This window comes from Nocardiopsis listeri NBRC 13360, from assembly GCF_001570765.1.
Lineage (GTDB): Bacteria > Actinomycetota > Actinomycetes > Streptosporangiales > Streptosporangiaceae > Nocardiopsis > Nocardiopsis listeri.
In genome coordinates, this window is record NZ_BCSH01000018.1 from 1 (window position 1) to 19,288 (window position 19,288).

The 19,288-nt window shown below is 70.2% G+C and carries 19 protein-coding genes and 1 pseudogene; 5 read left to right on the plus strand and 15 right to left on the minus strand.

Annotated features, from left to right (window positions below; translation table 11 throughout):
* Positions 1-245: 245 nt before the first annotated feature.
* From NLI01S_RS06475 to ruvC, 7 genes are all read right to left on the minus strand, one after another.
* On the minus strand, positions 246-1,157 hold the full coding sequence (locus NLI01S_RS06475) for a GNAT family N-acetyltransferase (protein ID WP_067600756.1): 912 nt from the start codon (positions 1,155-1,157) through the stop codon (positions 246-248).
* 96 nt (positions 1,158-1,253) lie between these two features.
* Positions 1,254-3,434, minus strand: a complete 2,181-nt coding sequence (locus NLI01S_RS06480; RefSeq protein WP_067600850.1) for a RelA/SpoT family protein — start codon at positions 3,432-3,434, stop codon at positions 1,254-1,256.
* A gap of 665 nt (positions 3,435-4,099) precedes the next feature.
* Positions 4,100-4,648, minus strand: a complete 549-nt coding sequence (locus tag NLI01S_RS06485; protein WP_067600759.1) for an adenine phosphoribosyltransferase — start codon at positions 4,646-4,648, stop codon at positions 4,100-4,102.
* Between the two features lie 143 nt (positions 4,649-4,791).
* Positions 4,792-5,160 carry a preprotein translocase subunit YajC gene (gene yajC, locus NLI01S_RS06490; RefSeq protein WP_067600762.1) on the minus strand — a complete coding sequence of 123 codons (369 nt, stop codon included), beginning with the start codon at positions 5,158-5,160 and terminating at the stop codon, positions 4,792-4,794.
* Positions 5,161-5,474: 314 nt separating this feature from the next.
* Complete coding sequence (gene ruvB / locus NLI01S_RS06495) at positions 5,475-6,548, minus strand: Holliday junction branch migration DNA helicase RuvB (protein WP_067600765.1); 1,074 nt, start codon at positions 6,546-6,548, stop codon at positions 5,475-5,477.
* A 177-nt stretch (positions 6,549-6,725) separates the two neighbouring features.
* The gene (ruvA, locus tag NLI01S_RS06500; protein ID WP_067600768.1) at positions 6,726-7,343 is read right to left on the minus strand and encodes a Holliday junction branch migration protein RuvA; all 618 of its coding nucleotides are present in this window, start codon (positions 7,341-7,343) and stop codon (positions 6,726-6,728) included.
* A gap of 48 nt (positions 7,344-7,391) precedes the next feature.
* Positions 7,392-7,940 carry a crossover junction endodeoxyribonuclease RuvC gene (gene ruvC, locus NLI01S_RS06505; RefSeq protein ID WP_067600771.1) on the minus strand — a complete coding sequence of 183 codons (549 nt, stop codon included), beginning with the start codon at positions 7,938-7,940 and terminating at the stop codon, positions 7,392-7,394.
* A 190-nt stretch (positions 7,941-8,130) separates the two neighbouring features.
* Between ruvC and NLI01S_RS06510 the strand changes: the two genes are divergently transcribed.
* From NLI01S_RS06510 to NLI01S_RS06530, 5 genes are read left to right on the plus strand one after another with little or no spacing between them, the layout of a single operon-like run.
* Positions 8,131-8,907, plus strand: coding sequence for an NUDIX hydrolase (locus NLI01S_RS06510; protein WP_223809135.1), 777 nt, complete (start codon positions 8,131-8,133; stop codon positions 8,905-8,907).
* 35 nt (positions 8,908-8,942) lie between these two features.
* Positions 8,943-10,040 carry a lipopolysaccharide kinase InaA family protein gene (locus tag NLI01S_RS06515; protein ID WP_307600672.1) on the plus strand — a complete coding sequence of 366 codons (1,098 nt, stop codon included), beginning with the start codon at positions 8,943-8,945 and terminating at the stop codon, positions 10,038-10,040.
* Between the two features lie 46 nt (positions 10,041-10,086).
* Positions 10,087-11,073 (plus strand): hypothetical protein, encoded by a 987-nt coding sequence (locus NLI01S_RS06520; RefSeq protein WP_067600774.1) that lies wholly within the window; start codon positions 10,087-10,089, stop codon positions 11,071-11,073.
* Positions 11,070-12,428 carry an adenylosuccinate synthetase gene (locus NLI01S_RS06525; protein WP_084392369.1) on the plus strand — a complete coding sequence of 453 codons (1,359 nt, stop codon included), beginning with the start codon at positions 11,070-11,072 and terminating at the stop codon, positions 12,426-12,428. The genes NLI01S_RS06520 and NLI01S_RS06525 overlap by 4 nt, the downstream gene beginning before the upstream one ends.
* Positions 12,429-12,432: 4 nt before the next feature.
* Entirely contained in the window at positions 12,433-12,858 is a 426-nt protein-coding gene (locus NLI01S_RS06530) for a PPOX class F420-dependent oxidoreductase (protein WP_067600778.1), read from the plus strand.
* 149 nt (positions 12,859-13,007) lie between these two features.
* Here NLI01S_RS06530 and NLI01S_RS06535 read toward each other — a convergent pair whose 3' ends face one another.
* From NLI01S_RS06535 to NLI01S_RS06565, 8 genes and pseudogenes are all read right to left on the minus strand, one after another.
* Positions 13,008-13,754, minus strand: coding sequence for a YebC/PmpR family DNA-binding transcriptional regulator (locus NLI01S_RS06535; RefSeq protein WP_067600781.1), 747 nt, complete (start codon positions 13,752-13,754; stop codon positions 13,008-13,010).
* Positions 13,670-14,031 (minus strand): annotated as a pseudogene (locus tag NLI01S_RS25110) (pyridoxal 5'-phosphate synthase glutaminase subunit PdxT); the annotation flags it as partial. The pseudogene NLI01S_RS25110 and the gene NLI01S_RS06535, both read right to left, overlap by 85 nt.
* Before the next feature lie 89 nt (positions 14,032-14,120).
* A complete protein-coding gene (gene pdxS, locus NLI01S_RS06540; RefSeq protein ID WP_067600782.1) occupies positions 14,121-15,032 on the minus strand; it encodes a pyridoxal 5'-phosphate synthase lyase subunit PdxS in 912 nt (303 codons plus the stop codon).
* A gap of 230 nt (positions 15,033-15,262) precedes the next feature.
* Positions 15,263-15,769 carry a hypothetical protein gene (locus NLI01S_RS06545; protein WP_067600785.1) on the minus strand — a complete coding sequence of 169 codons (507 nt, stop codon included), beginning with the start codon at positions 15,767-15,769 and terminating at the stop codon, positions 15,263-15,265.
* Between the two features lie 26 nt (positions 15,770-15,795).
* Entirely contained in the window at positions 15,796-16,989 is a 1,194-nt protein-coding gene (locus tag NLI01S_RS06550) for a glycosyltransferase family 4 protein (RefSeq protein WP_067600787.1), read from the minus strand.
* Positions 16,982-17,881, minus strand: coding sequence for a phosphatidylinositol mannoside acyltransferase (locus NLI01S_RS06555; protein ID WP_067600790.1), 900 nt, complete (start codon positions 17,879-17,881; stop codon positions 16,982-16,984). The genes NLI01S_RS06550 and NLI01S_RS06555 overlap by 8 nt, the downstream gene beginning before the upstream one ends.
* Positions 17,882-17,936: 55 nt before the next feature.
* Positions 17,937-18,572 carry a phosphatidylinositol phosphate synthase gene (pgsA, locus tag NLI01S_RS06560; protein ID WP_067600793.1) on the minus strand — a complete coding sequence of 212 codons (636 nt, stop codon included), beginning with the start codon at positions 18,570-18,572 and terminating at the stop codon, positions 17,937-17,939.
* 135 nt (positions 18,573-18,707) lie between these two features.
* The gene (locus NLI01S_RS06565; protein ID WP_067600796.1) at positions 18,708-19,277 is read right to left on the minus strand and encodes an HIT family protein; all 570 of its coding nucleotides are present in this window, start codon (positions 19,275-19,277) and stop codon (positions 18,708-18,710) included.
* Positions 19,278-19,288 lie beyond the last annotated feature (11 nt).

The window sequence follows — 19,288 nt, forward strand, 5'->3', positions numbered from 1 at the left end:
CCCGCCCAACAACCCCAAGGGTCTCTACCTCAGGCGCCCCACCAGGCGCCCCGGGCAGCACGAGGCCGGCGAAACCAGCGGCTCCCCCAAGATCAATGGGAACACGCCCGCCAACCCCACCACCAGCCCGAACTCCCCCGCCTGTGGATAACCCAGGGGAAGCCAACACCCGCAACCCGCTTCCCATATCCCGCTTCCCGACGGGACAAAACCGTCGAGGTGTCCGGGCTCCGGGGCCATGGTGCTCACCTGGCGCGACGCACGTACACGCGGCCGCGGTCGACCTCCTCGAAGCCGACCTTCGCGTAGGTCCTCGCCGGAGCCGGGTACAGCGGGTTGGGCGCGGTGTTGATGAACACGTGGTCACCACCTCGGCGGGCGGTCAGGGAGCACGCCTCCAATACCAGGGCGGCCGCCAGGCCTCGACGGCGGTGGACGGGGACCACTCCCAGGGGTTCGACCTCCGAGGTGCCGCTCTCGGCGTCGAACCACACCACGCAGCAGGCGGCCAGGGCGCCGTCCTGGGCCTGGACGACGAGGTCCAGTTCGGGATCGTAGAGCAGGGAGGCACGGGCCGCGTCGTAGTAGGCCCGGGAGAAACGGCTGTTCAGCGACGGGTCCACCGGACCCACGCTCTCCGGCCAGGGCAGGTCGGCGGGCTTCCAGGCGAGGCGGTGGCACTCCACCCGGGCCTCCTCCTCACCCGCGCGGACGGGCCGGATCACGTACCCCTCGGGCAGGGCCGGGGACTCCTCCGTGGCGGCTCGGCGCATCCAGGTGTCCAGAGCCCCTTCGTGCGCGAAGCCCGCCTTCTCGGCCAGGGATCGGAGCTCCTCGTCACCGTGGAAGACCGGCAGGTGCGTCTCGCCCTCGGTGCGCTCCAGGGCCCAATCCAGGAGGGCGGCCCCGGCCTCGGGGTCGGTATCGGCCCCTTCGAGGGTGATCCTGGTGTGCTCGGAGATGGCGTTGGCACCGGTGACCCCGGCCCAGGCGACGACCTCACCGTCTCGTTCGGCCACCGCCATCGGCCGGGGCATGTCCTCGGTGGCCGACTGCCAACCCAGACCACCGGGGTGGGTCCCCATCGGCCACGAGCGCCGGGCGAGCACTTCGAGCGCGCGAGTGTCCTCAGGGCACCGGGGACGGAGTTCGAGCACGAGGGCCTGCCTTCACCGATGGGGGCGTGTACGCGTACACGCTAACCACCGGCGTCCGGAGGGCACCATCGGTTTTCCAGCGAACCGAGTGTCGGGTCAGTTACGCACCCGGAAGACGTCGTAGACCCCGTCCACACCACGCACGGCGCGCAGCACGCTGCCCAGGTGGGTGGGGTCGGCCATCTCGAAGGTGAAGCGGCTCTGCGCCACCCGGTCGCGGCTGGTCTGCACCGTGGCGGACAGGATGTTGACGTGCTGGTCGGACAACACGCGCGTTATGTCGGACAGCAGCCGGGAGCGGTCCAGGGCCTCTACGTGCAGGGCGACCAGGAACATGGAGTCCTCGGTGGGCCGCCACTCGACGTCGACCATGCGTTCCTGGTCCAGGCTGGCGGCGTTGGCGCAGTCGGCGCGGTGCACCGACACCCCGTGCCCCTGGGTCACGAAACCGACGATGTCGTCACCGGGCACCGGCGTACAACACTTGGCCAGGCGCGCCCACACGTCGCTGTCGCCCGCCACGACCACGCCCGGGTTGCCCGAGCGTTGGCGCGTGGTGGCGGCCTTGGTCGGCAGCGAGGACTCGGCGATGTCCTCGGTGTGGCTGTCCAGCCCGCCCATGGAGTCCACGAGCTTGCTCACGATGCTCTGGGCGCTCACCTGGTGCTCGCCCACGGCGGCGTACAGGGCGTCCACGTCCGTGTAGCGCAGATCGCCGGCCAGGGCGATGATCGCCTCTCCGCTGAACAGGCGCTTGACCGGAAGCTCCTGCTTGCGCATGATCTTGGCGATCTCCTCCTTGCCCTGTTCGATCGCGGCCTCGCGTCGCTCCTTGGTGAACCAGTGCCGGATCTTGTTGCGGGCACGAGCGCTCTTGACGAAGTTGAGCCAGTCGCGGCTGGGCCCGGCGTCGGGGTCCTTGGAGGTGAGGATCTCCACGGCCTCGCCGTTGTGCAGCCCGTTCTCCAACGGCACGAGACGGCCGTTGATGCGAGCGCCGACGGTGCGGTGGCCGACCTCGGTGTGCACGGCGTAGGCGAAGTCCACGGCGGTGGCGCCCTCCGGCAGGGAGATCACGTCGCCCTGCGGGGTGAAGACGAACACCTCCTGCACCGACAGGTCGAAGCGCAGCGACTCCAGGAACTCGCCCGGGTCCTTGGTCTCCTGCTGCCAGTCGATGAGCTGACGCAGCCACTGCATGTCGGTGGTGCCCTTGGGCCTGGTCTCGGCCCCGGAGGAGTTGCGGTCCTCCTTGTACTTCCAGTGCGCGGCGATGCCGTACTCGGCGCGCCGGTGCATGGCGCGGGTGCGGATCTGGAGTTCGACCGGGTTGCCGGAGGGGCCGATGACCGTCGTGTGCAACGACTGGTACATGTTGAACTTCGGCATCGCGATGTAGTCCTTGAACCGGCCCGGCACCGGGTTCCATCGCGCGTGGATGGTTCCCAGCGCCGCGTAGCAGTCCCGCACGCTGTCCACCAGGACCCGCACCGCGATGAGGTCGTAGATCTCGTCGAAGCCGCAGTTGCGGGCGATCATCTTCTGGTAGATCGAGTAGTAGTGCTTGGGACGACCGCGCACGGTCGCCTTGAGCTTGGACTCGCGCAGATCACCCGAGACCGCCTCGATGACCTCTTGTAGGTACACGTCGCGCCGGGGAGCGCGTTCGGAGACCAGTCGGGCTATCTCGTCGAAGCGCTTGGGGTAGAGGGTGGCGAACGCCAGGTCCTCCAGTTCCCACTTGATGGTGTTCATGCCCAGGCGGTGGGCGAGCGGCGCGAAGATCTCCAGGGTCTCGCGGGCCTTCTTCTCGCGCTTGGCCTTCTTGGGCAGGTAGCGCAGGGTGCGCATGTTGTGCAGGCGGTCACAGAGCTTGATGACCAGCACGCGGATGTCGCGGGCCATGGCCACGACCATCTTGCGGACCGTCTCGGCCTGGGTGGCCTCGCCGTACTTGACCTTGTCCAGCTTGGTGACGCCGTCGACCAGGAGGGCGATCTCGTCGCCGAAGTCGGCTCGCAGCTCGTCGAGGGAGTAGTCGGTGTCCTCGACCGTGTCGTGCAGCAGGGCTCCGGCGAGGGTGGCCTCCTGCATGCCGAGTTCGGCGAGGATGGTGGCCACCGCGAGCGGGTGGGTGATGTAGGGGTCGCCGCTCTTGCGTTTTTGGTGGCGATGGTGGTGTGCGGCGACCTCGTAGGCGCGCTCGATCAGCCGGACGTCCACCTTGGGGTGGGTGGCGCGCACCGTCTTGATCAGTGGTTCGAGCACCGGGTTCATCGTCACTCCCCGCTGGGCGCCGAGTCGGGCGAGCCTTCTGCGTACTCGCACGGTGGAGGGCGTGGTGGTCGCCGGCTGCCGTCCCTGGGCCTCCTGCCCGGAGTCGTCCTGCTCGGATACGTCGGAGGGCGCCGCTTGTTCCGCAGCGCCCTCCGGCCGTTCGTCACGTGGTCTGTCGTCGGGACTGGTGTGGTCCCCGTCGTTACGCCCCTGCGGCATACCGGCGTCCGCGTCGGTGTCCCCCCGCGAGGCACGTCCCTCGTCGGCGGTCGTCTCCGGTTCGGCGGCCGAACCCCGCGGGTCCTTCGACCCCTGCTCCCGTGCGGACACCGCTCCGGTCGAGACCACTTCGCTTGGCATGCCTACCTCCCGCGGATCCGCCCGGTGGAGCCGACAGTCCAAGGATCGGCTGCCTCCGGAACGCGTGCGTGTCATCAGGGCCCGTCACCGACGTGGCCGCCGCGGTCACCTCTCCCACCAGTCTAGTGGCGCCCGCCCAGGTGGGGCGGGGTGGTGGAACCGGACCCCTCATGCGTCGCCGTACTCCGGCGACCCGATGGTACGCGTCGTGACCCTGGTCACCGATTGCGTCACACCGAGTGCTGGTGTAGGTCAACGAGGAGGAACCGTCGCGCTATTCCCACCGTGCGCGCGAGGCCGTCCGGTCAGACCGAGAGGAGGGTGTGCAGCTCCACGTCGGGCAGCTTCTCGCGTCCTCGGAGCGCGGAGAGCTCCATCAGAACGGAGAATCCCACGACCGTACCACCAGCTTTGTGGACCAACTCCACCGCAGCCCTGCCCGTGCCACCCGTCGCGAGCACGTCGTCGACGATGAGGACACGGCTGCCCGGAGTGATCGCGTCGGCGTGGATCTCGACGGTCGCGGTGCCGTATTCGAGATCATAGGCCTGATCGATGGTGTCCGCGGGCAGTTTCCCCGCTTTGCGCGCCGGAACGAAGCCCGCGCCCAGCGCCATGGCCACGGGGGCACCGAAGATGAAGCCGCGTGCCTCCAGCCCGACGACGTGGTCGACGCCGACCCGGCGGTAGGGGGCACTGAGTCCGTCGACCGTGGCGGCGAAGGCCTCCCGGTGGTTCAGCAGCGGGGTGATGTCCTTGAACAGGATGCCCTCGTGCGGGAAGTCCGGAACGTCGCGGATGTTGGCCTCGATCAAGGCGAGGTCCGCGTCGGGCGTCACGGTGTCGTTGGTCATGGCGGCTCAGGCCTTCGTTTCAGATGGGAAGCGGGTTCGGCTGAAGTCACCGAAAAGCAGCGGTACCGGCCCCGGTGTTCGGGGGCCGGTACCGAAGTCTGTGGTGCGCCATGGGCGCGGGAGGAAACGAGTCCTCCGGGCTCCTAGCCCTTGGGCTTGTCGTCGTCCCCGAAGTCGGGACGGTCCTCGACCGGGGTGTCGTCGGCGGCGGGGGTGATGACCTCTCCGACACCGGCCTTGAGCATACGGATACGGGTGCCCGGAGCGATCTCCAGCAGCACGTCCTGGTCGTGGATCTCGACGATGGTCGCGAAGATACCCGCCTTGGTCATGACCTCGACGCCGGGAACCAGGGAGGTCTGCATCTGCATCTCCTGCTGGCGACGCTTCTGGTTCGGGCGCCAGAACAGGAGCCAGAAGACCAGGAGGATCAGTACGAAGGGAAGCAACATGCCGATGATGCTGCCCTCGCCCTGGGGGGCGTCCGCTGCGAGATTGATAAGGCCCTGCACGGGGCGTCCTTCCTGACGGTTCTCGTGGACGACGGCTGTCGACTCGTGACACCCGTGACGACCACCTTGCGGGTCGCCCGACCACGGCGGCCGGATTCACACCCGGCTTATACAACGCACCAGAGTGCCAACTCGTTCCGCCGATGTCGAAACGACACCTCACGGGGTGGTGCCCCGCTCTTGGCCGATACGTCCCAGTTTACGTGGCACGGGTCACCGGTCGCCATCCCCCCGGGTTCGGCGGGCTAACGGTTCGGCCCCGTTTTCGTTCGCGGGCTCCATCGTGACAGGTGGGAGCGGTCGACGCCCGGGCTTCAGGGCGTGGCGCCGTTGTCGCTCGTGGTACCGCCGGTGTTCGCGGCCGTCTGGGCGGCACCGAACGCGGCGTCGGGCGGCGGAGTGAGTCCCATGTGCGCCCAGGCCTGCGGAGTGGCGACCCTCCCCCGTGGGGTGCGGGCCAGGAAACCGGAGCGGACGAGGAAGGGTTCGGCGACCACCTCCACGGTCTCGGCCTCCTCCCCCACCGACACCGCCAGGGTGGACAGTCCCACCGGTCCGCCACGAAAGCGGTTCATGAGCACGTCGAGGATGGCCCGGTCCAGTCGGTCCAGGCCCAACTCGTCCACTTCGTACAGTTCCAGGGCGGCGTGCGCGTTGGCCAGGGTGAGCTGCCCGTCGCCGCGCACCTCCGCGTAGTCGCGGACCCGGCGCAGCAGCCGGTTGGCGATACGGGGCGTGCCGCGCGAACGCCCGGCGACCTCGCGGGCGGCGTCCTCGTCCAGGGGCGCACCGAGCAGTCCCGCCGACCGGTGCAGGATGCGCTCCAGTTCGGCGGGTTCGTAGAAGTCCATGTGCGCGGTGAACCCGAACCGGTCACGCAGCGGGGCGGGCAGCATCCCGGCCCGTGTGGTGGCTCCGACCAGGGTGAACGGGGCGATGTCCAGGGGGATCGCGGTGGCACCGGGGCCCTTGCCGACCATGACGTCGACCCGGAAGTCCTCCATGGCGACGTAGAGCATCTCCTCGGCGGGCCGGGCCATGCGGTGGATCTCGTCGAGGAAGAGGACCTCGCCCTCCTGGAGGGTGGAGAGCACCGCGGCCAGGTCACCGGAGCGTTCGATGGCGGGGCCGGAGGTGATGCGCAACGGAGCACCGAGTTCGGCGGCGATGATCATGGCCAGGGTGGTCTTGCCCAGACCCGGACCGCCGGACATGAGGATGTGGTCGGGGGCGCGGTTGCGACGCTGTGCGCTGTGCAGGACCAGGGACAGCTGTTCGCGGACCCGTTCCTGACCGACGAACTCGTCCAGTATTCGGGGGCGCAGCGCACCCTCGATCCGGAGTTCGTCGACGTCGGCCTCGGGTGAGACCGCATCGCGTTCGTGCACGGGGTTCTCCTTCAGGCCTTGTTGTTCGGGGCCTCCGCTAGCGCTTCGGCCCGTGTTCGGCGCCTCGGGCGGAGGGTTCTTCATCGTCGTCTGCGCCTGCCGCTCGTTCCTCGCTCGCGGCTTGACTCCTCTCGCAGAACCCTTCGGGCTCCGAACGGACAATTCACAAAACAGAACTCAGGCGCGGCTGAGTTTGCGCAGGGCGCTGCGCAGCAGGACGGTGACGTCGCTGGTGGTCTCGGCCTCGGCGGCGACGGCGGAGGCGGCCGCCTCCGCGTCCTTGCCGGACCAACCGAGGTTGACCAGTCCGGAGACCACCTGTCCCCGCCAGGCGCCGTTGGGTCGGGCGGTGGCGGTGGGGTCCGCGCCGGGCAGGGTGCCGTCGGTGCCGATCGGCGCCTCCAGCTTGCCCTTCAGCTCCAGCACGATGCGTTGGGCCCCCTTCTTGCCGATGCCGGGCACCCTGGTCAGGGCCGCGGTGTCCTCTGCGTGGACTGCTTGGCGGAGGCTGTCGGGGCTGTGCACGGCGAGCATGGCAAGGGCCAGACGAGGGCCCACCCCCGAGGCGGTCTGCAACTGCTCGAACAGGTGCTTCTCGTCGTCGTCGACGAATCCGAACAGGGTGAGGGAGTCCTCTCTCACGACCATGCTCGTGGCCACGGTGCCCTCCTCCCCCACGCGCAGTCGGGACAGGGCGGAAGGGGTGCATTGGACGGACATGCCGACCCCGCCGACGTCGATGACGGCGCTTCCCGCGCCGCGTGCGGCCACCCGGCCGGTGAGGAACGCGATCATCTGTCGTGGACACCGGGAGGGGTGTCCGTCTCCTTCCTGGGGGAGGTGTCAGCGGCCGCGCGCTCGGCGGGCCAGTTCCACCTTGCGGGCGAAGTCCTGTTGGGCCTGGGCCACCCGGGACCGGGCACCGCCGCGCCAGATGTTGCAGATGGCCAGGGCCACGGCGTCGGCGGCGTCGGCGGGTTTGGGCGGGCCGTCGAGACCGAGGATACGCGCCACCATCGTGCCGACCTGCGCCTTGTCGGCACGGCCGTTGCCGGTGATGGCGGCCTTGGCCTCGCTGGGCGTGTGGGTGACGACGGGCAGGCCGCGGCGGGCGGCGCAGACCAGGGCGAGGCCGCTGGCCTGGGCGGTGCCCATGACGGTGCTGAGGTTGTGCTGGGCGAAGACGCGTTCGACGGCCGCGGCTTCGGGTTCGTACTTGTCCAGCCACTCCTCGATGCCGCGTTCGATGCCCAGGAGGCGTTGGGGCAGGTCGGTGTCGGAGCTGGTGCGGATCGCGTCGGCGGCGATCAGACGCAGTGGGCGGCCGATGGATCCCTCGACCACGGCGACGCCGCAACGGGTCAGCCCCGGGTCGATCCCCAGCACGCGCACGTGGCCACCCTGCTTTCCGTTGATTCATCGAACGTTCGTTCGCACCATGCTAGCGGCGTGGAGTGACAGTGCCCGCCGCCCGGCGGGCGTGTCGACGTCGGCGCCCTTGGACTGGACACCGGGCGAAGCGCGGGTTATGTTGTTCTCAACAAGAGAATTACTCAACTTGAGAACAACAAGGGGTGCAACGGTGTCCGAGGGGATCGATGGCCGCTACCACGACGAGGACGAGCGCGGGTTCCTCTCCTCCTACGACCCACACGTCTTCGCGCCCGCCGCGGTGACCGTGGACGTGGTCGCCCTGACCATCCGCGAGGGCCTCCCCCACGTCCTGTTGGCCCGCCGCGCCGCGCACCCCCAACGCGGGCTGTGGGCACTGCCCGGCGGATTCGTCCGCGCCCAGGACTCCGAGGCCGGACCCGCCGACCCCGACCTTCCCGACGCCGCGCTGCGGGTCCTCGCCGAGAAGACCCCGATGCCCGCCGAGATCCACCTGGAACAGCTGGGGACCTACGGAGCCCTCGACCGCGACCCGCGCATGCGGGTGATCTCGGTGGCGTACATGGTGTTCGCCCCCGACCTGCCCGACCCCGGGACGGGGCGCGACATCTCCGAAGCCGCGTGGGTGCCCTGGACGACGAAGGAGGAGACGGCCTTCGACCACGCCCGCGTCCTCGACGACGCCGTCGAACGGGCCCGTTCCAAGCTGGAGTACACGTCGCTGGCCACCGCGTTCCTGCCCCCGACCTTCACCATCACCGCCCTGCGCGGGGTCTACGAGGCGATCTGGGGGCGCGCCCTGCACGCCGCCAACTTCCACCGCAAGATCCTCGCCACACCCGGTTTCGTCGAGGACACCAGCGAACTGGCCGACCGCGGCGGCTCCGGTGGTGGCCGACGCGCCCGCCTGTACCGGGCGGGCGAGGCCGCACTGCTGCACCCGCCACTGCTCCGCGGCGCCCAATGACCGACCTCGACCCACATCCCAGAAGGGAGGACGGCGTGTACGGGGAATCGCGCACGCACCAGGACTTCGACTCGGCCCTGCGCGAGGTCGACATGGTCAACGACCCCACCGACCTGTTCGGACCGCCGCCCCGGGACGGCCGGGTCCCACCGGACGCCACCGCCGCCTACCGCCGACTCGCCAGACTCCTGCACCCCGACACCGCACCCACTCGGCGACGGGACGACGCGGCCGACGGGTTCGCCCGTCTCACCGACGCCTGGCACCGCTACCGGAACGCGGTCCAGGGCGGCCCGGGCCCGGGCGACCTGGTCCTGACCACCGAGGAGCACACCTACCACGTCGACCGCGGTCGCCCCTTGTACGAGGGCGACATCGCCGACCTGCGCGCGGTGCGCTACCGGGACGAGGACCGGTGGCGAGAAGCGGTGCTCAAGCTTCCCCGCGCGCCCCGCGACAACGACCTGGTGCGAGCCGAGGCGAACGCGCTGCGGCGTATCCACGAACGCGGCGCGCCCCGATACCGCGCGTTCAGGCCCGAACTGGTCGGGACGCTCCGGCACCGGGACCCGGCCACGCGGGTGGAGCGGCACGGCAACGTCCTGCGGCGACTGTCGGGGTTCCACGACCTGGCCGAGGTGCGGCGTGCCTACCCCGACGGGATCGACCCCCGCGACGCCGCCTGGATGTGGCGCCGATTGCTGGTGGCGATCGGCGACGCCCACCGGGCCGGGGTCGTGCACGGTGCCGTGGTGCCCGAACACGTGCTGATCCACCCGGACAAGCACGGTCTGGTGCTCGTGGACTGGTGCTACTCGGTGACCTTCGACGCGACCCGCACCGCCCCGCACGTCCCGGCGATGGTGCCGCGCCGCAAGGACCTGTACCCGCCCGAGGTCGCCGCCCGGCGCCCCGCGCGGCCCGCCACCGACGTGTACATGGCGACCAGGTGCGTGGAGTTCGTGACCGCGGGCCGGCTACCGCGACCGTTGGCGGCGTTCGCACACGGCAGTTCGCTGCCGGCGCCCGGGCGAAGACCATCCGACGCGTTCGCTCTGCTCGACGAGCTGGACCAGGCCCTGGAACGTGCCTTTGGGCCACCTCGGTTCCACCCCTTCCACATGCCCGACTGAAATCCCACCTCCGAACCCACCCTCATCACGCTCCAAGGAGACAGACATGGGAAGCAGCCACTGGTCCACCGACGCCTACCACGCCCGCCAGGCCTTCCGGGACTCGCGCGGCATCGGGGCGTTCGACTACCACGACAAAGCGACCAAGAAGGCGCGCTCCGGTTGGAAACCGCACCCGACCCTCGACCCGCACGGAGTGACCGTCCGCGAGAGCCGCGACTCCGACGCCCACCCGAACTCGCTGGCGGTGTCGGTGCTGTTCGACGTCACGGGCTCCATGGGAAGCGTTCCGCGCGTGCTGCGCACCAAGCTGCCCGACCTGTTCGGTCTACTGCTGCGCAAGGGATACGTGGAGGACCCACAGATCCTGTTCGGTGCCATCGGTGACGCCACGTGCGACCGGGTTCCATTGCAGATCGGCCAGTTCGAGTCCGGCAACGAACTGGAGGACGACCTCGGCAACCTGCTCCTGGAGGGCGGGGGCGGAGGCCAGATGACCGAGTCCTACGAGCTGGCCATGTACTTCATGGCCCGGCACACCGCCATGGACTGCCTGGACGAGCGCGGCCGACGCGGCTACCTGTTCATCGTCGGCGACGAGATGGCCTACGGCGCGGTCAAGGCCCGCGAGGTGCGCGAGGTGATCGGCGACGACCTGGACGAGAACATCGCCTTCCCCGCCATCCTGGACGAGCTGCGACGCCGGTTCGAGGTCTTCTTCATCATGCCGACCGGCAGCGCCCACTTCCGTGACGACCGGGTCCGGACGTTCTGGGAGAAGCACCTGGGTCAGAACCTGATCCTGCTGGAGGACCTGGACGCGGTGTGCGAGACCATCGCCGTCACCGTCGGTCTGGGCGAGGAGGCCATCGACCTGGAGGAAGGGCTGCGGGACCTGGCCGACTCCGGGTCGGACGCCGGTGAGGCCGTCGGCAAGGCGCTGCGACCGCTGTCGCGGGGCCGTGGAGCGGTCGTCTCCGACTCGGACGTGAGCGGGCTCGCCGGTGACGGACCGGGGGTGGAGCGGCTGTGACCGCGCACGCGATCGTCGTCGACCTGGGGTTCGGTGACGCCGGCAAGGGGGTGACCGTGGACCTGTTGTGCGCGACCGGGGACTACGGCGCGGTCGTTCGGGCCAACGGGGGCGCACAGGCGGCGCACAACGTGGTCGCCCCCGATGGTCGACACCACACCTTCTCCCAGTTCGGGGCGGGCACGCTCGCCCCGGGTGGGCCGGTACCCACCCACCTGTCCCGATTCATGGTGGTGGACCCGTTCGCGTTGGCGATGGAGGCCGCCCACCTGGTGTCGCTCGGGGTCGCGGATCCGTTGTCCCTGGTCACCGTGGACCGGCGGGCGTTGATCAGCACCCCGTGGCACCGGGCGGCCAACCGGGCGCGGGAGCGCGCCCGGGGCGCGGACCGGCACGGATCCTGCGGGATGGGCGTGGGCGAGACCATGGCCTACGCCCTGGACCACCCCGGCCTGGCACCCACGGTGGACGACTGCGCCACACCCGCGCGGCTGCGCCGCAAGTTGACGGCCCTGGACGAGGCGCTCGGGGTGCGGGGCCCGGGCGAGGAGTCCGGCCCCGATCTGGAGGAGTGCCTGGAGGCCTACGCCGCGTTCGCCGAACGAGTGCGCCTTGTGGACGAGACGTACCTGCCCCGGCTGCTGGCTCGGACTCCGGTGGTGTTCGAGGGGGCTCAGGGTGTACTGCTGGACGAGTGGCACGGCTTCCATCCGCACACCACCTGGTCCACGACCACGACCGCCAACCCGCTGACCCTGCTCGCCGAGGCGGGGCGCTCAGGAGACGCCCACCGGCTCGGGGTGCTGCGCACCTTCACCACCAGGCACGGTGCCGGTCCGCTGGTGACCGAGGACCCCGTGCTCTGCGCCCGGCTGCCCGATCGGCACAACCGCGACCATCCCTGGCAGGGGGCGTTCCGGGTGGGGCACCTGGACCTGGTGGCGGCCCGGTACGCGTTGGCCGCGACCGGCGGGGTGGACGCCCTGGTGGTGACGCACGCCGACGCCCCCGACCGGCTAGGACGGGACCTGCGCTGGTGCACGGACTACCGGGACGGCGCGGGCGCGTCACTGGACATCACCCCGGGCCCGGCCGGTGACCTGGACCGGCAGGCCGCGCTCACCCGGAGGTTGGCCGACGCCCGCCCGGTGCTCGCGTCGATCCCCGAGGATCCGGCCGAGGCGATCTCCCACGCCCTCGGGACGCCACTGGCCGCGGTGTTCTCCGGCCCGACCCGTGCCGACGCGCGCGTGGTCACCGAAAGGGGCCGCGCCGTCTCGGGCCCTTCGACCCGTGGACGACCGGGACCCGGCGTGTCGAGTGCGTGGGCGCGGGCGCGTGTCGATCTAGCGTGAGCGCATGGCTTCCATCACCGACCCCGAGGTCCGCGCGTTCCTCACCGAGGGAACCCGTACCGGCAAGTTCGCCTACACCTCCGCGGACGGTCGCCCACTGGCCGTCCCGGTGTGGTTCGTTCTGGAGGGCGACACCTTGGTGTTCAACACCGGCCAAGACACCGCCAAGGCACGTTCCATCGCCAGGGACCCGCGCGTCACCCTGGTGGTCGACCTGGAGGAACCTCCGTTCGGGTTCGTCCAGGTGCAGGGTGAGGCACTGGTGACCGAGGACCCCGGCGAGCTGGTCCGCACCGCCACGGAGATCGCCCGCCGCTACATGGGTGCCGAACTCGCCGAGGAGTTCGGCCGCCGCAACGGTGTGCCCGGCGAACTGGTGGTGCGGCTGCGGCCCACCAAGGTCGTCGCCGCGATGAACATGACCGCCTGACGAAACGACGCGGAAACGCCTGTGGCCGCACCCCGGGGTGCGGCCACAGGCGCTGAAGAGGAGGAACGGGAGCCAGGTTCTGGTTTGTGAACCACCGGAGGTCACCCGTTCGGGCGCCGAAGCGCCGGCGGAGGCTCTGAAGACACTGCCTAGAGCTCGGCCAGGACCTCGTCCGGGATGTCGGCGTTGGTGAAGACGTTCTGGACGTCGTCGGAGTCCTCCAGGGCATCCACCACGCGCATGACCTTCTTGGCGGCCTCGGCGTCGACCGGGACCTCCATGCTGGGCAGCCAGTTGGAGTCGGCCGAGTCGTAGTCGATGCCGGCCTCCTGCAGCGCCGTGCGGACCGGGACCAGGTCGGTGGCCTCGCAGATGATCTCGAAGGACTCGCCGATGTCCTCGACCTCCTCGGCGCCGGCGTCCAGGACCGCGAGGGTCACGTCGTCCTCGGTGGTGCCCTCCTTGGGCACGATCACGACGCCCTTGCGGTTGAACAGGTACGACACCGAACCGGCGTCGGCCATGTTGCCGCCGTTGCGGGTGACCGCCACGCGCACCTCGGAGGCGGCGCGGTTGCGGTTGTCGGTGAGGCACTCCACCAACAGGGCCACCCCTCCGGGGGCGTAGCCCTCGTACATGATGGTCTCCCACTCGGCTCCACCGGCCTCCTCACCGGAGCCACGCTTGCGGGCACGCTCGATGTTGTCGAGCGGAACGGAGTTCTTCTTCGCCTTCTGGATGGCGTCGTAGAGCGTCGGGTTCCCGTCGGGATCACCGCCGCCCGTACGGGCCGCCACCTCGATGTGCTTGATCAGCTTCGCGAAGAGCTTGCCGCGCTTGGCGTCGATGACGGCCTTTTTGTGCTTGGTGGTGGCCCACTTGGAGTGGCCGGCCATGGGAGTCCTTTCACGATGTCGACGAACAGGCGGTGGATACGAATGTCGCCGGTCGATTCCGGGTGGAAGGACGTGGCGATCAGACCGCCCTGTCGTACGGCGACGATTCTATCCCTCCCACCGGGACCGGTGGCACGACCCGGAACGGTGACCGTCGGCCCGACCCTCTCCACCCACGGAGCACGGATGAAGACCGCGTCGAGGGGCCCTCGTCGATGCCGTCCACGTGCACGCGCGCCTGGAACGACTCGGTCCGGCGGCCGAAGGCGGTGCGGCGCTCAAGTACGGTTCCTTCTCGGCCTGCGGGAACGGAGGCGGTGGGGCCGCCGTGGGCTCCACCGTCCCCGTTCGTTCCCGGACGCGTTCCTACCAGCCTCGACCGGCGTAACGCTGTGAGTCGGGCTGCTCTTCCAGGTTGATGCCGACCATGGCCTCGCCCAGGCCTCGCGAGACACGAGCGATCACGGCCGGGTCCTCGTAGTGCAGGGTGGCCCGCACGATGGCGTCGGCACGCTTGGCCGGGTCACCGGACTTGAAGATGCCCGAACCCACGAAGACGCTCTCGGCGCCCAGCTGCCGCATGAGTGCCGCGTCGGCGGGGGTGGCCACGCCACCGGCGGAGAACAGCGGTACCGGCAGCTTGCCGAGTCGCGCTACCTCCTCGACCACCTCGTAGGGGGCGCGCAGCTCCTTGGCGGCACCGAACAGCTCGGCCTCGTCCAGGGTGCCCAGGCGCTTGATCTCGCCCCGGATGGAGCGCATGTGGCGGGTGGCCTCGACGACGTTTCCGGTGCCGGCCTCGCCCTTGGAACGGATCATGGCGGCGCCCTCGGAGATACGGCGCAGGGCCTCGCCGAGGTTGGTCGCACCGCACACGAAGGGGACGGTGAACGCCCACTTGTCGATGTGGTGGGCCTCGTCGGCGGGGGTGAGGACCTCGGACTCGTCGACGAAGTCCACGCCGAGGGACTCCAGTACCCGGGCCTCGACGAAGTGACCGATGCGGACCTTGGCCATCACGGGGATGGAGACCGCCTCGACGATGCCGTCGATCATGTCGGGGTCGGACATGCGGGCGACCCCGCCGTCCCTACGGATGTCGGCGGGGACGCGTTCCAGGGCCATGACCGCCACGGCACCGGCGTCCTCTGCGATCCTCGCCTGCTCCGGGGTGACGACGTCCATGATGACGCCGTTCTTGAGCTGTTCGGCCATTCCGCGCTTGACGCGCTGGGTACCGACGGCGTTGTCGGAGCTGTTCTTTGCGTTCTCGGCCACGGTGGTGGGCTCCCGTTGTCGTTTCCGGTTGGGGCTCGGCCCTGACGTGCGGGCCTTGGTGCATCCTGGGCCCGCGGCTCACCGGCTCACGCGTGAAGGTCACGCGGGCACCATCGGCGCCGCGCACCCTGGGTCGACCAGGCCACCATCCTAGTCAGGCCCTTTTCGGGACTTTTGGCCAGATGGTCGATTGTCGCGGATCGTCCACTCCACAGTGGAACACGACGGGTTCAGCGGGACCCCGGGGCGGCGGCTCCGGGCGCTTGGTCGTCCATCTCGAAGAACTCGGGCAGGGCGGCGGTACCGGCCAGGCGTAGGAGCCGGACGAGTCGAGAACGTCGTGCGCGACGGGTGTCGCCGACCGCGTCGTTGTGGAAGACGCGGGCGAGGTGGACCCCGCGCGCGGCGACCCGCACCTCTTGGAGCTCCGGGGCGGTGGTGAGGTCGGCGCGTGCGTCCAGGGTCTCGCGCAGGGTCACCGACAGCGCGCTCTCGGCGAGCTCACGGTGGTCGTCCGCGCGGCGGGCCCGATTGGCGCTCTCGGAGAGTCCGGCCGACGCTTCGGGGGTCAGGTGCCCGGATGCGGCGAGGTCGAGGACGGCCGCGGCCCGGCGCAGCAGGGCGGCGTCCAGCGCCGCTCGCGCGGTCTCCACGCGGTGGTGGAGCCGGTCCAGCCGGGTGGCCCGCCAGGACAGGTAGAAGCCGACCAGGACCAGGACCAGCAGGATTGCGGCCACCGTGCCCGCGAAGGGGCCGTCACCGATCAGGGCCGCTCACCCCGGCGGTACGAGGCGGGGGTCAGGGGCCTGTTTCCGGCCAGGACCGTTTCGTACACGTGGGCGATGTCTGCGGCGACGGTGTCCCAGTCGTAGGCGCGCACGGCGGCGCGGGCCGCGCGGGACAGTTCCGCGCGCCGGTCGGGGGCGTCGAGCAGGGCGGCGGCACGTTCGGCCAGGTGTTCGGCGTCGCCGACCCGGAAGAGCTCCCCGGCCTCGCCTCCGTCCAGGACCGCGTCGAAGGCCGGGATGTCGCTGGCGACGATGGCGGCGCCCGCGGCCATCGCCTCGGTGAGGACGATACCGAAGCTCTCCCCACCCAGGTTGGGCGCACAGAAGACGTCGGCGCAATGGTAGGCGCGGACCTTGTCGGCCTCGTCGAGTCGACCGAGCAGGATCACGCGTTCGCGCAGGTCGTCGGGGACACCGGACAGGTCGGGATCACCCGGTCCGGCGACGAGCAGCCGCAGGCCCGTCCGGTGTGGGGCCAGGCGGGTGAAGGCCTCCAATAGCACTTCCAAGCCCTTGCGGGGTTCGTCCAGGCGACCGAGGAAGGCGATGGAGCCACCCTCGCCGGGCCACCCGGGGAGCGGGTCGGCGTGCGCGAAACGACGCACCGACACCCCGTTGGGGATCAGTACGGCGTCACCGCCCACGTGTTCGACGAGGGTGCGTCGCGCGGCCTCGGACACGGCGATGCGGGCGTTGACCTTCTCCATGGCCGAACGCAGGGCGGTGGATGTGGCCGACATCGCCCGTGAGCGCGGGTTGGAGGTGTGGAAGGTGGCGACGATGGGACCGTTCGCCGACCAACAGGCCAGCAGGGAGAGGCTGGGCGCGGCCGGTTCGTGGACGTGCACGAGGTCGAAGTCCCCTTCGGCGATCCAACGGCGCACACACGTGGAGGCCCGAGGTCCGAAGCGGATACGGGCCACCGAGCCGTTGTAGCGAACGGGCAAGGGGCGACCCGCCGAGACGAGGTAGGCCGGGGTCGGATGTTCGGGGTCTCCCACGGGGGCCAGGACGGACACGTGGTGACCCATCCCGATGAGTGACTCGGCGAGGTCTCCCACGTGCTGTTGGACCCCGCCGGGAACGTCCCAGGAGTAGGGGCAGACGATGCCCACCCGTCGCCCACCACCCTCAACGGACGCCTCCGGCGCGGTCGTGGCCCTACCCATGGTCCGCCTCGTGGTCGGAGCCGAAGACCGGCTGCAGCATGTGCCAGTCCTCGGGGTGTTCGGCGATGGCCCCCTCGAACACCCGGGCCAGCGCCTGGGTGGTCTCCTGTACCCGTTGGGCTCGGGTGGGCGCCTCGGCGACGGGGATCTCCTCGTGCACACGGATGTTCCAGTACGGACCGTCGTACCAGAGGGAGACCGGCATCAGGGCGGCGCCGGTGTTCAGGGCCAGGGCCGCAGGGCCGGAGGGCATGCGCGCCTTCTCCCCGAAGAAGTCCACCTCCGGACCGTTGCCGTGGATGTCACGGTCCGCGAGCAGACACACCAGGCCGCCCTCGCGCAGGCGCCGGGCGAGCACGCCCACGGTGTGGGCGCCCCCTCCGGTGAGAGGCAGCACCTCCATGCCCAGGGACTCGCGGTAGGAGGTGAAGCGCCGGTAGAGGCTCTCCGGGCTCAGTCGCTGGGCGACGGTGGTCAGCGGGGTGCCGCGTGCCGCGATCCAGGCACCGGCGTGGTCCCAGTTGCCCATGTGCGGCAGGGCGGCGACCACTCCCCTGCCGGAGCGGACGTGCTCCTCCAGGACCTCCACGCCGCTCTGTCGGGTGCGGGAGAGGATGTGGTCGCACCCCATGGCCGGCAGGCGGAAGAGCTCGTAGTAGTAGCGCATGTAGGAGCGCATACCCGCCTTGGACAGGGCCCTGAGCCGGACGGTGGAGGCGTCGGGGCCCAACAGCCTGCGCAGGTTGCGTTCCAGGCCCCTGGTGCCGGCGTCGTGGGTGCGCCAGGAACGGTCGGCGATCCGGCGGAAGACCGCCCGCCCGACGCTCTCCGGTGAGCGGCGGACCAGTGACCACCCGGCCGCGTAGGCCAGGTCGGCCATGCGTTCGTCCACGTCGTGCTTCCTCGTCCCGCTGCTTCTTCGTCGTCACGATGCCCGGCCGTGTGGCTCAGACGTCTTTGTCGGTCTTGTGGTCGGAGTCCTCACCCTGTTCTTCGGTGAAGTCGGGGTCGTTGAGGCGGGCGCGGGTCTCGATGAGCCGCTGGAGGATGGTGATGAGGCTCATTCCGGCCAGGAGCCACAGACCGCCGGCGAGGACGTAGGGCACCCCGAGCGCGCTCAGACCAACCGCGACCAGGATGATGACCAGCCGTTCGGTGCGTTCGGCGACACCGACGTCGCAGTTGACGCCCAGACCCTCCGCGCGCGCCTTGATGTAGGACACCATGAACCCGCCGATCAGGCAGAACAACGTGAGCCCCGCGAGCAGCGGGTCGTCGCCCTCACCGACGAACCACCACATGAGTCCGGCCAGGACGGCGGCGTCGGCGATCCGGTCGAGGCTGGAGTCCAGGAAGGCCCCGAAGGCGCTGGCGCTGTCCCCGGCTCGGGCCACCGCGCCGTCGAGCATGTCGAAGAGCGCGAAGACGGTGATGACCACCGACCCCGCGTAGAGCTGGCCGCGGGGATAGAAGTACAGGGCGCTGATGACGACACCCGCGGCGCCGACGATCGTGACGATGTTGGGGGTCAGGCCGATCCGGGCCAGGCTCCGGCCGAGCGGAGCGGTGACCCGGGAGATCATGGGACGAAGGATTCTCAGCATGTCTTCTTGTGATCGTAGGACGGGAACGGGCGTGGGGGTGGGAGCCGCTACCCGCTGGGGGTGGCGCGTCACTGGAACGGCGGTCTCACGGCTCGGGCCCGGGACCGATCGGGGTCACCCTCGCGGCCAGTACTCGGACAGGCGGCTCCGGGTCTGCTCCAACATCTCGGGCAGGATCCCGGTGTCGCCGATCACCTGCATGAAGCTGGTGTCGCCACCCCACCGGGGCACGACGTGCTGGTGGAGATGGGCGGCGATCCCGGCTCCGGCGACCGTACCGAGGTTCAGACCGACGTTGAAGCCCTGCGGTCGGTGGGAGTCGGTGAGCGCTCGGATGCCCGCCTGCGTGAGGGAGGCGATCTCGGCCGTCTCGGTCTCGTCCAGCGCGGTGTAGTCGGAGACGTGACGGTAGGGGCAGACCAGCAGGTGACCACTGGTGTAGGGGTAGATGTTGAGGACCACGTAGGCGGTCTCGCCGCGCGCCACGACGAGGCCCTCGGCGTCGGTCACCTCGGGAGCGCGACAGAACGGGCAGCCGTCCTCGGCCCGCGGGCCGGTGGGCTTGCCCTCGCCCTTGACATAGGCCATGCGGTGCGGGGTCCAGAGCCGTTCCCGACCGTCGGGGACACCGGTCCCCACCCCCGGCGGGGTCGCTTTGTCGGGCTCGTCGTCGGCGCCGCGCATGACTCGTCCGT

Bases quoted from the DNA above. Each gene is read 5' to 3' on its own strand.
- NLI01S_RS06480 (WP_067600850.1), bottom strand. From the start codon at position 3,434: ATGAACCCGGTGCTCGAACCACTGATCAAGACGGTGCGCGCCACCCAC.
- NLI01S_RS06485 (WP_067600759.1), bottom strand. From the start codon at position 4,648: ATGACCAACGACACCGTGACGCCCGACGCGGACCTCGCCTTGATCGAG.
- ruvA (WP_067600768.1), bottom strand. From the start codon at position 7,343: ATGATCGCGTTCCTCACCGGCCGGGTGGCCGCACGCGGCGCGGGAAGC.
- NLI01S_RS06520 (WP_067600774.1), top strand. From the start codon at position 10,087: ATGGGAAGCAGCCACTGGTCCACCGACGCCTACCACGCCCGCCAGGCC.
- NLI01S_RS06530 (WP_067600778.1), top strand. From the start codon at position 12,433: ATGGCTTCCATCACCGACCCCGAGGTCCGCGCGTTCCTCACCGAGGGA.
- NLI01S_RS06535 (WP_067600781.1), bottom strand. From the start codon at position 13,754: ATGGCCGGCCACTCCAAGTGGGCCACCACCAAGCACAAAAAGGCCGTC.
- NLI01S_RS06550 (WP_067600787.1), bottom strand. From the start codon at position 16,989: ATGGGTAGGGCCACGACCGCGCCGGAGGCGTCCGTTGAGGGTGGTGGG.
- pgsA (WP_067600793.1), bottom strand. From the start codon at position 18,572: ATGATCTCCCGGGTCACCGCTCCGCTCGGCCGGAGCCTGGCCCGGATC.
- NLI01S_RS06565 (WP_067600796.1), bottom strand. From the start codon at position 19,277: ATGCGCGGCGCCGACGACGAGCCCGACAAAGCGACCCCGCCGGGGGTG.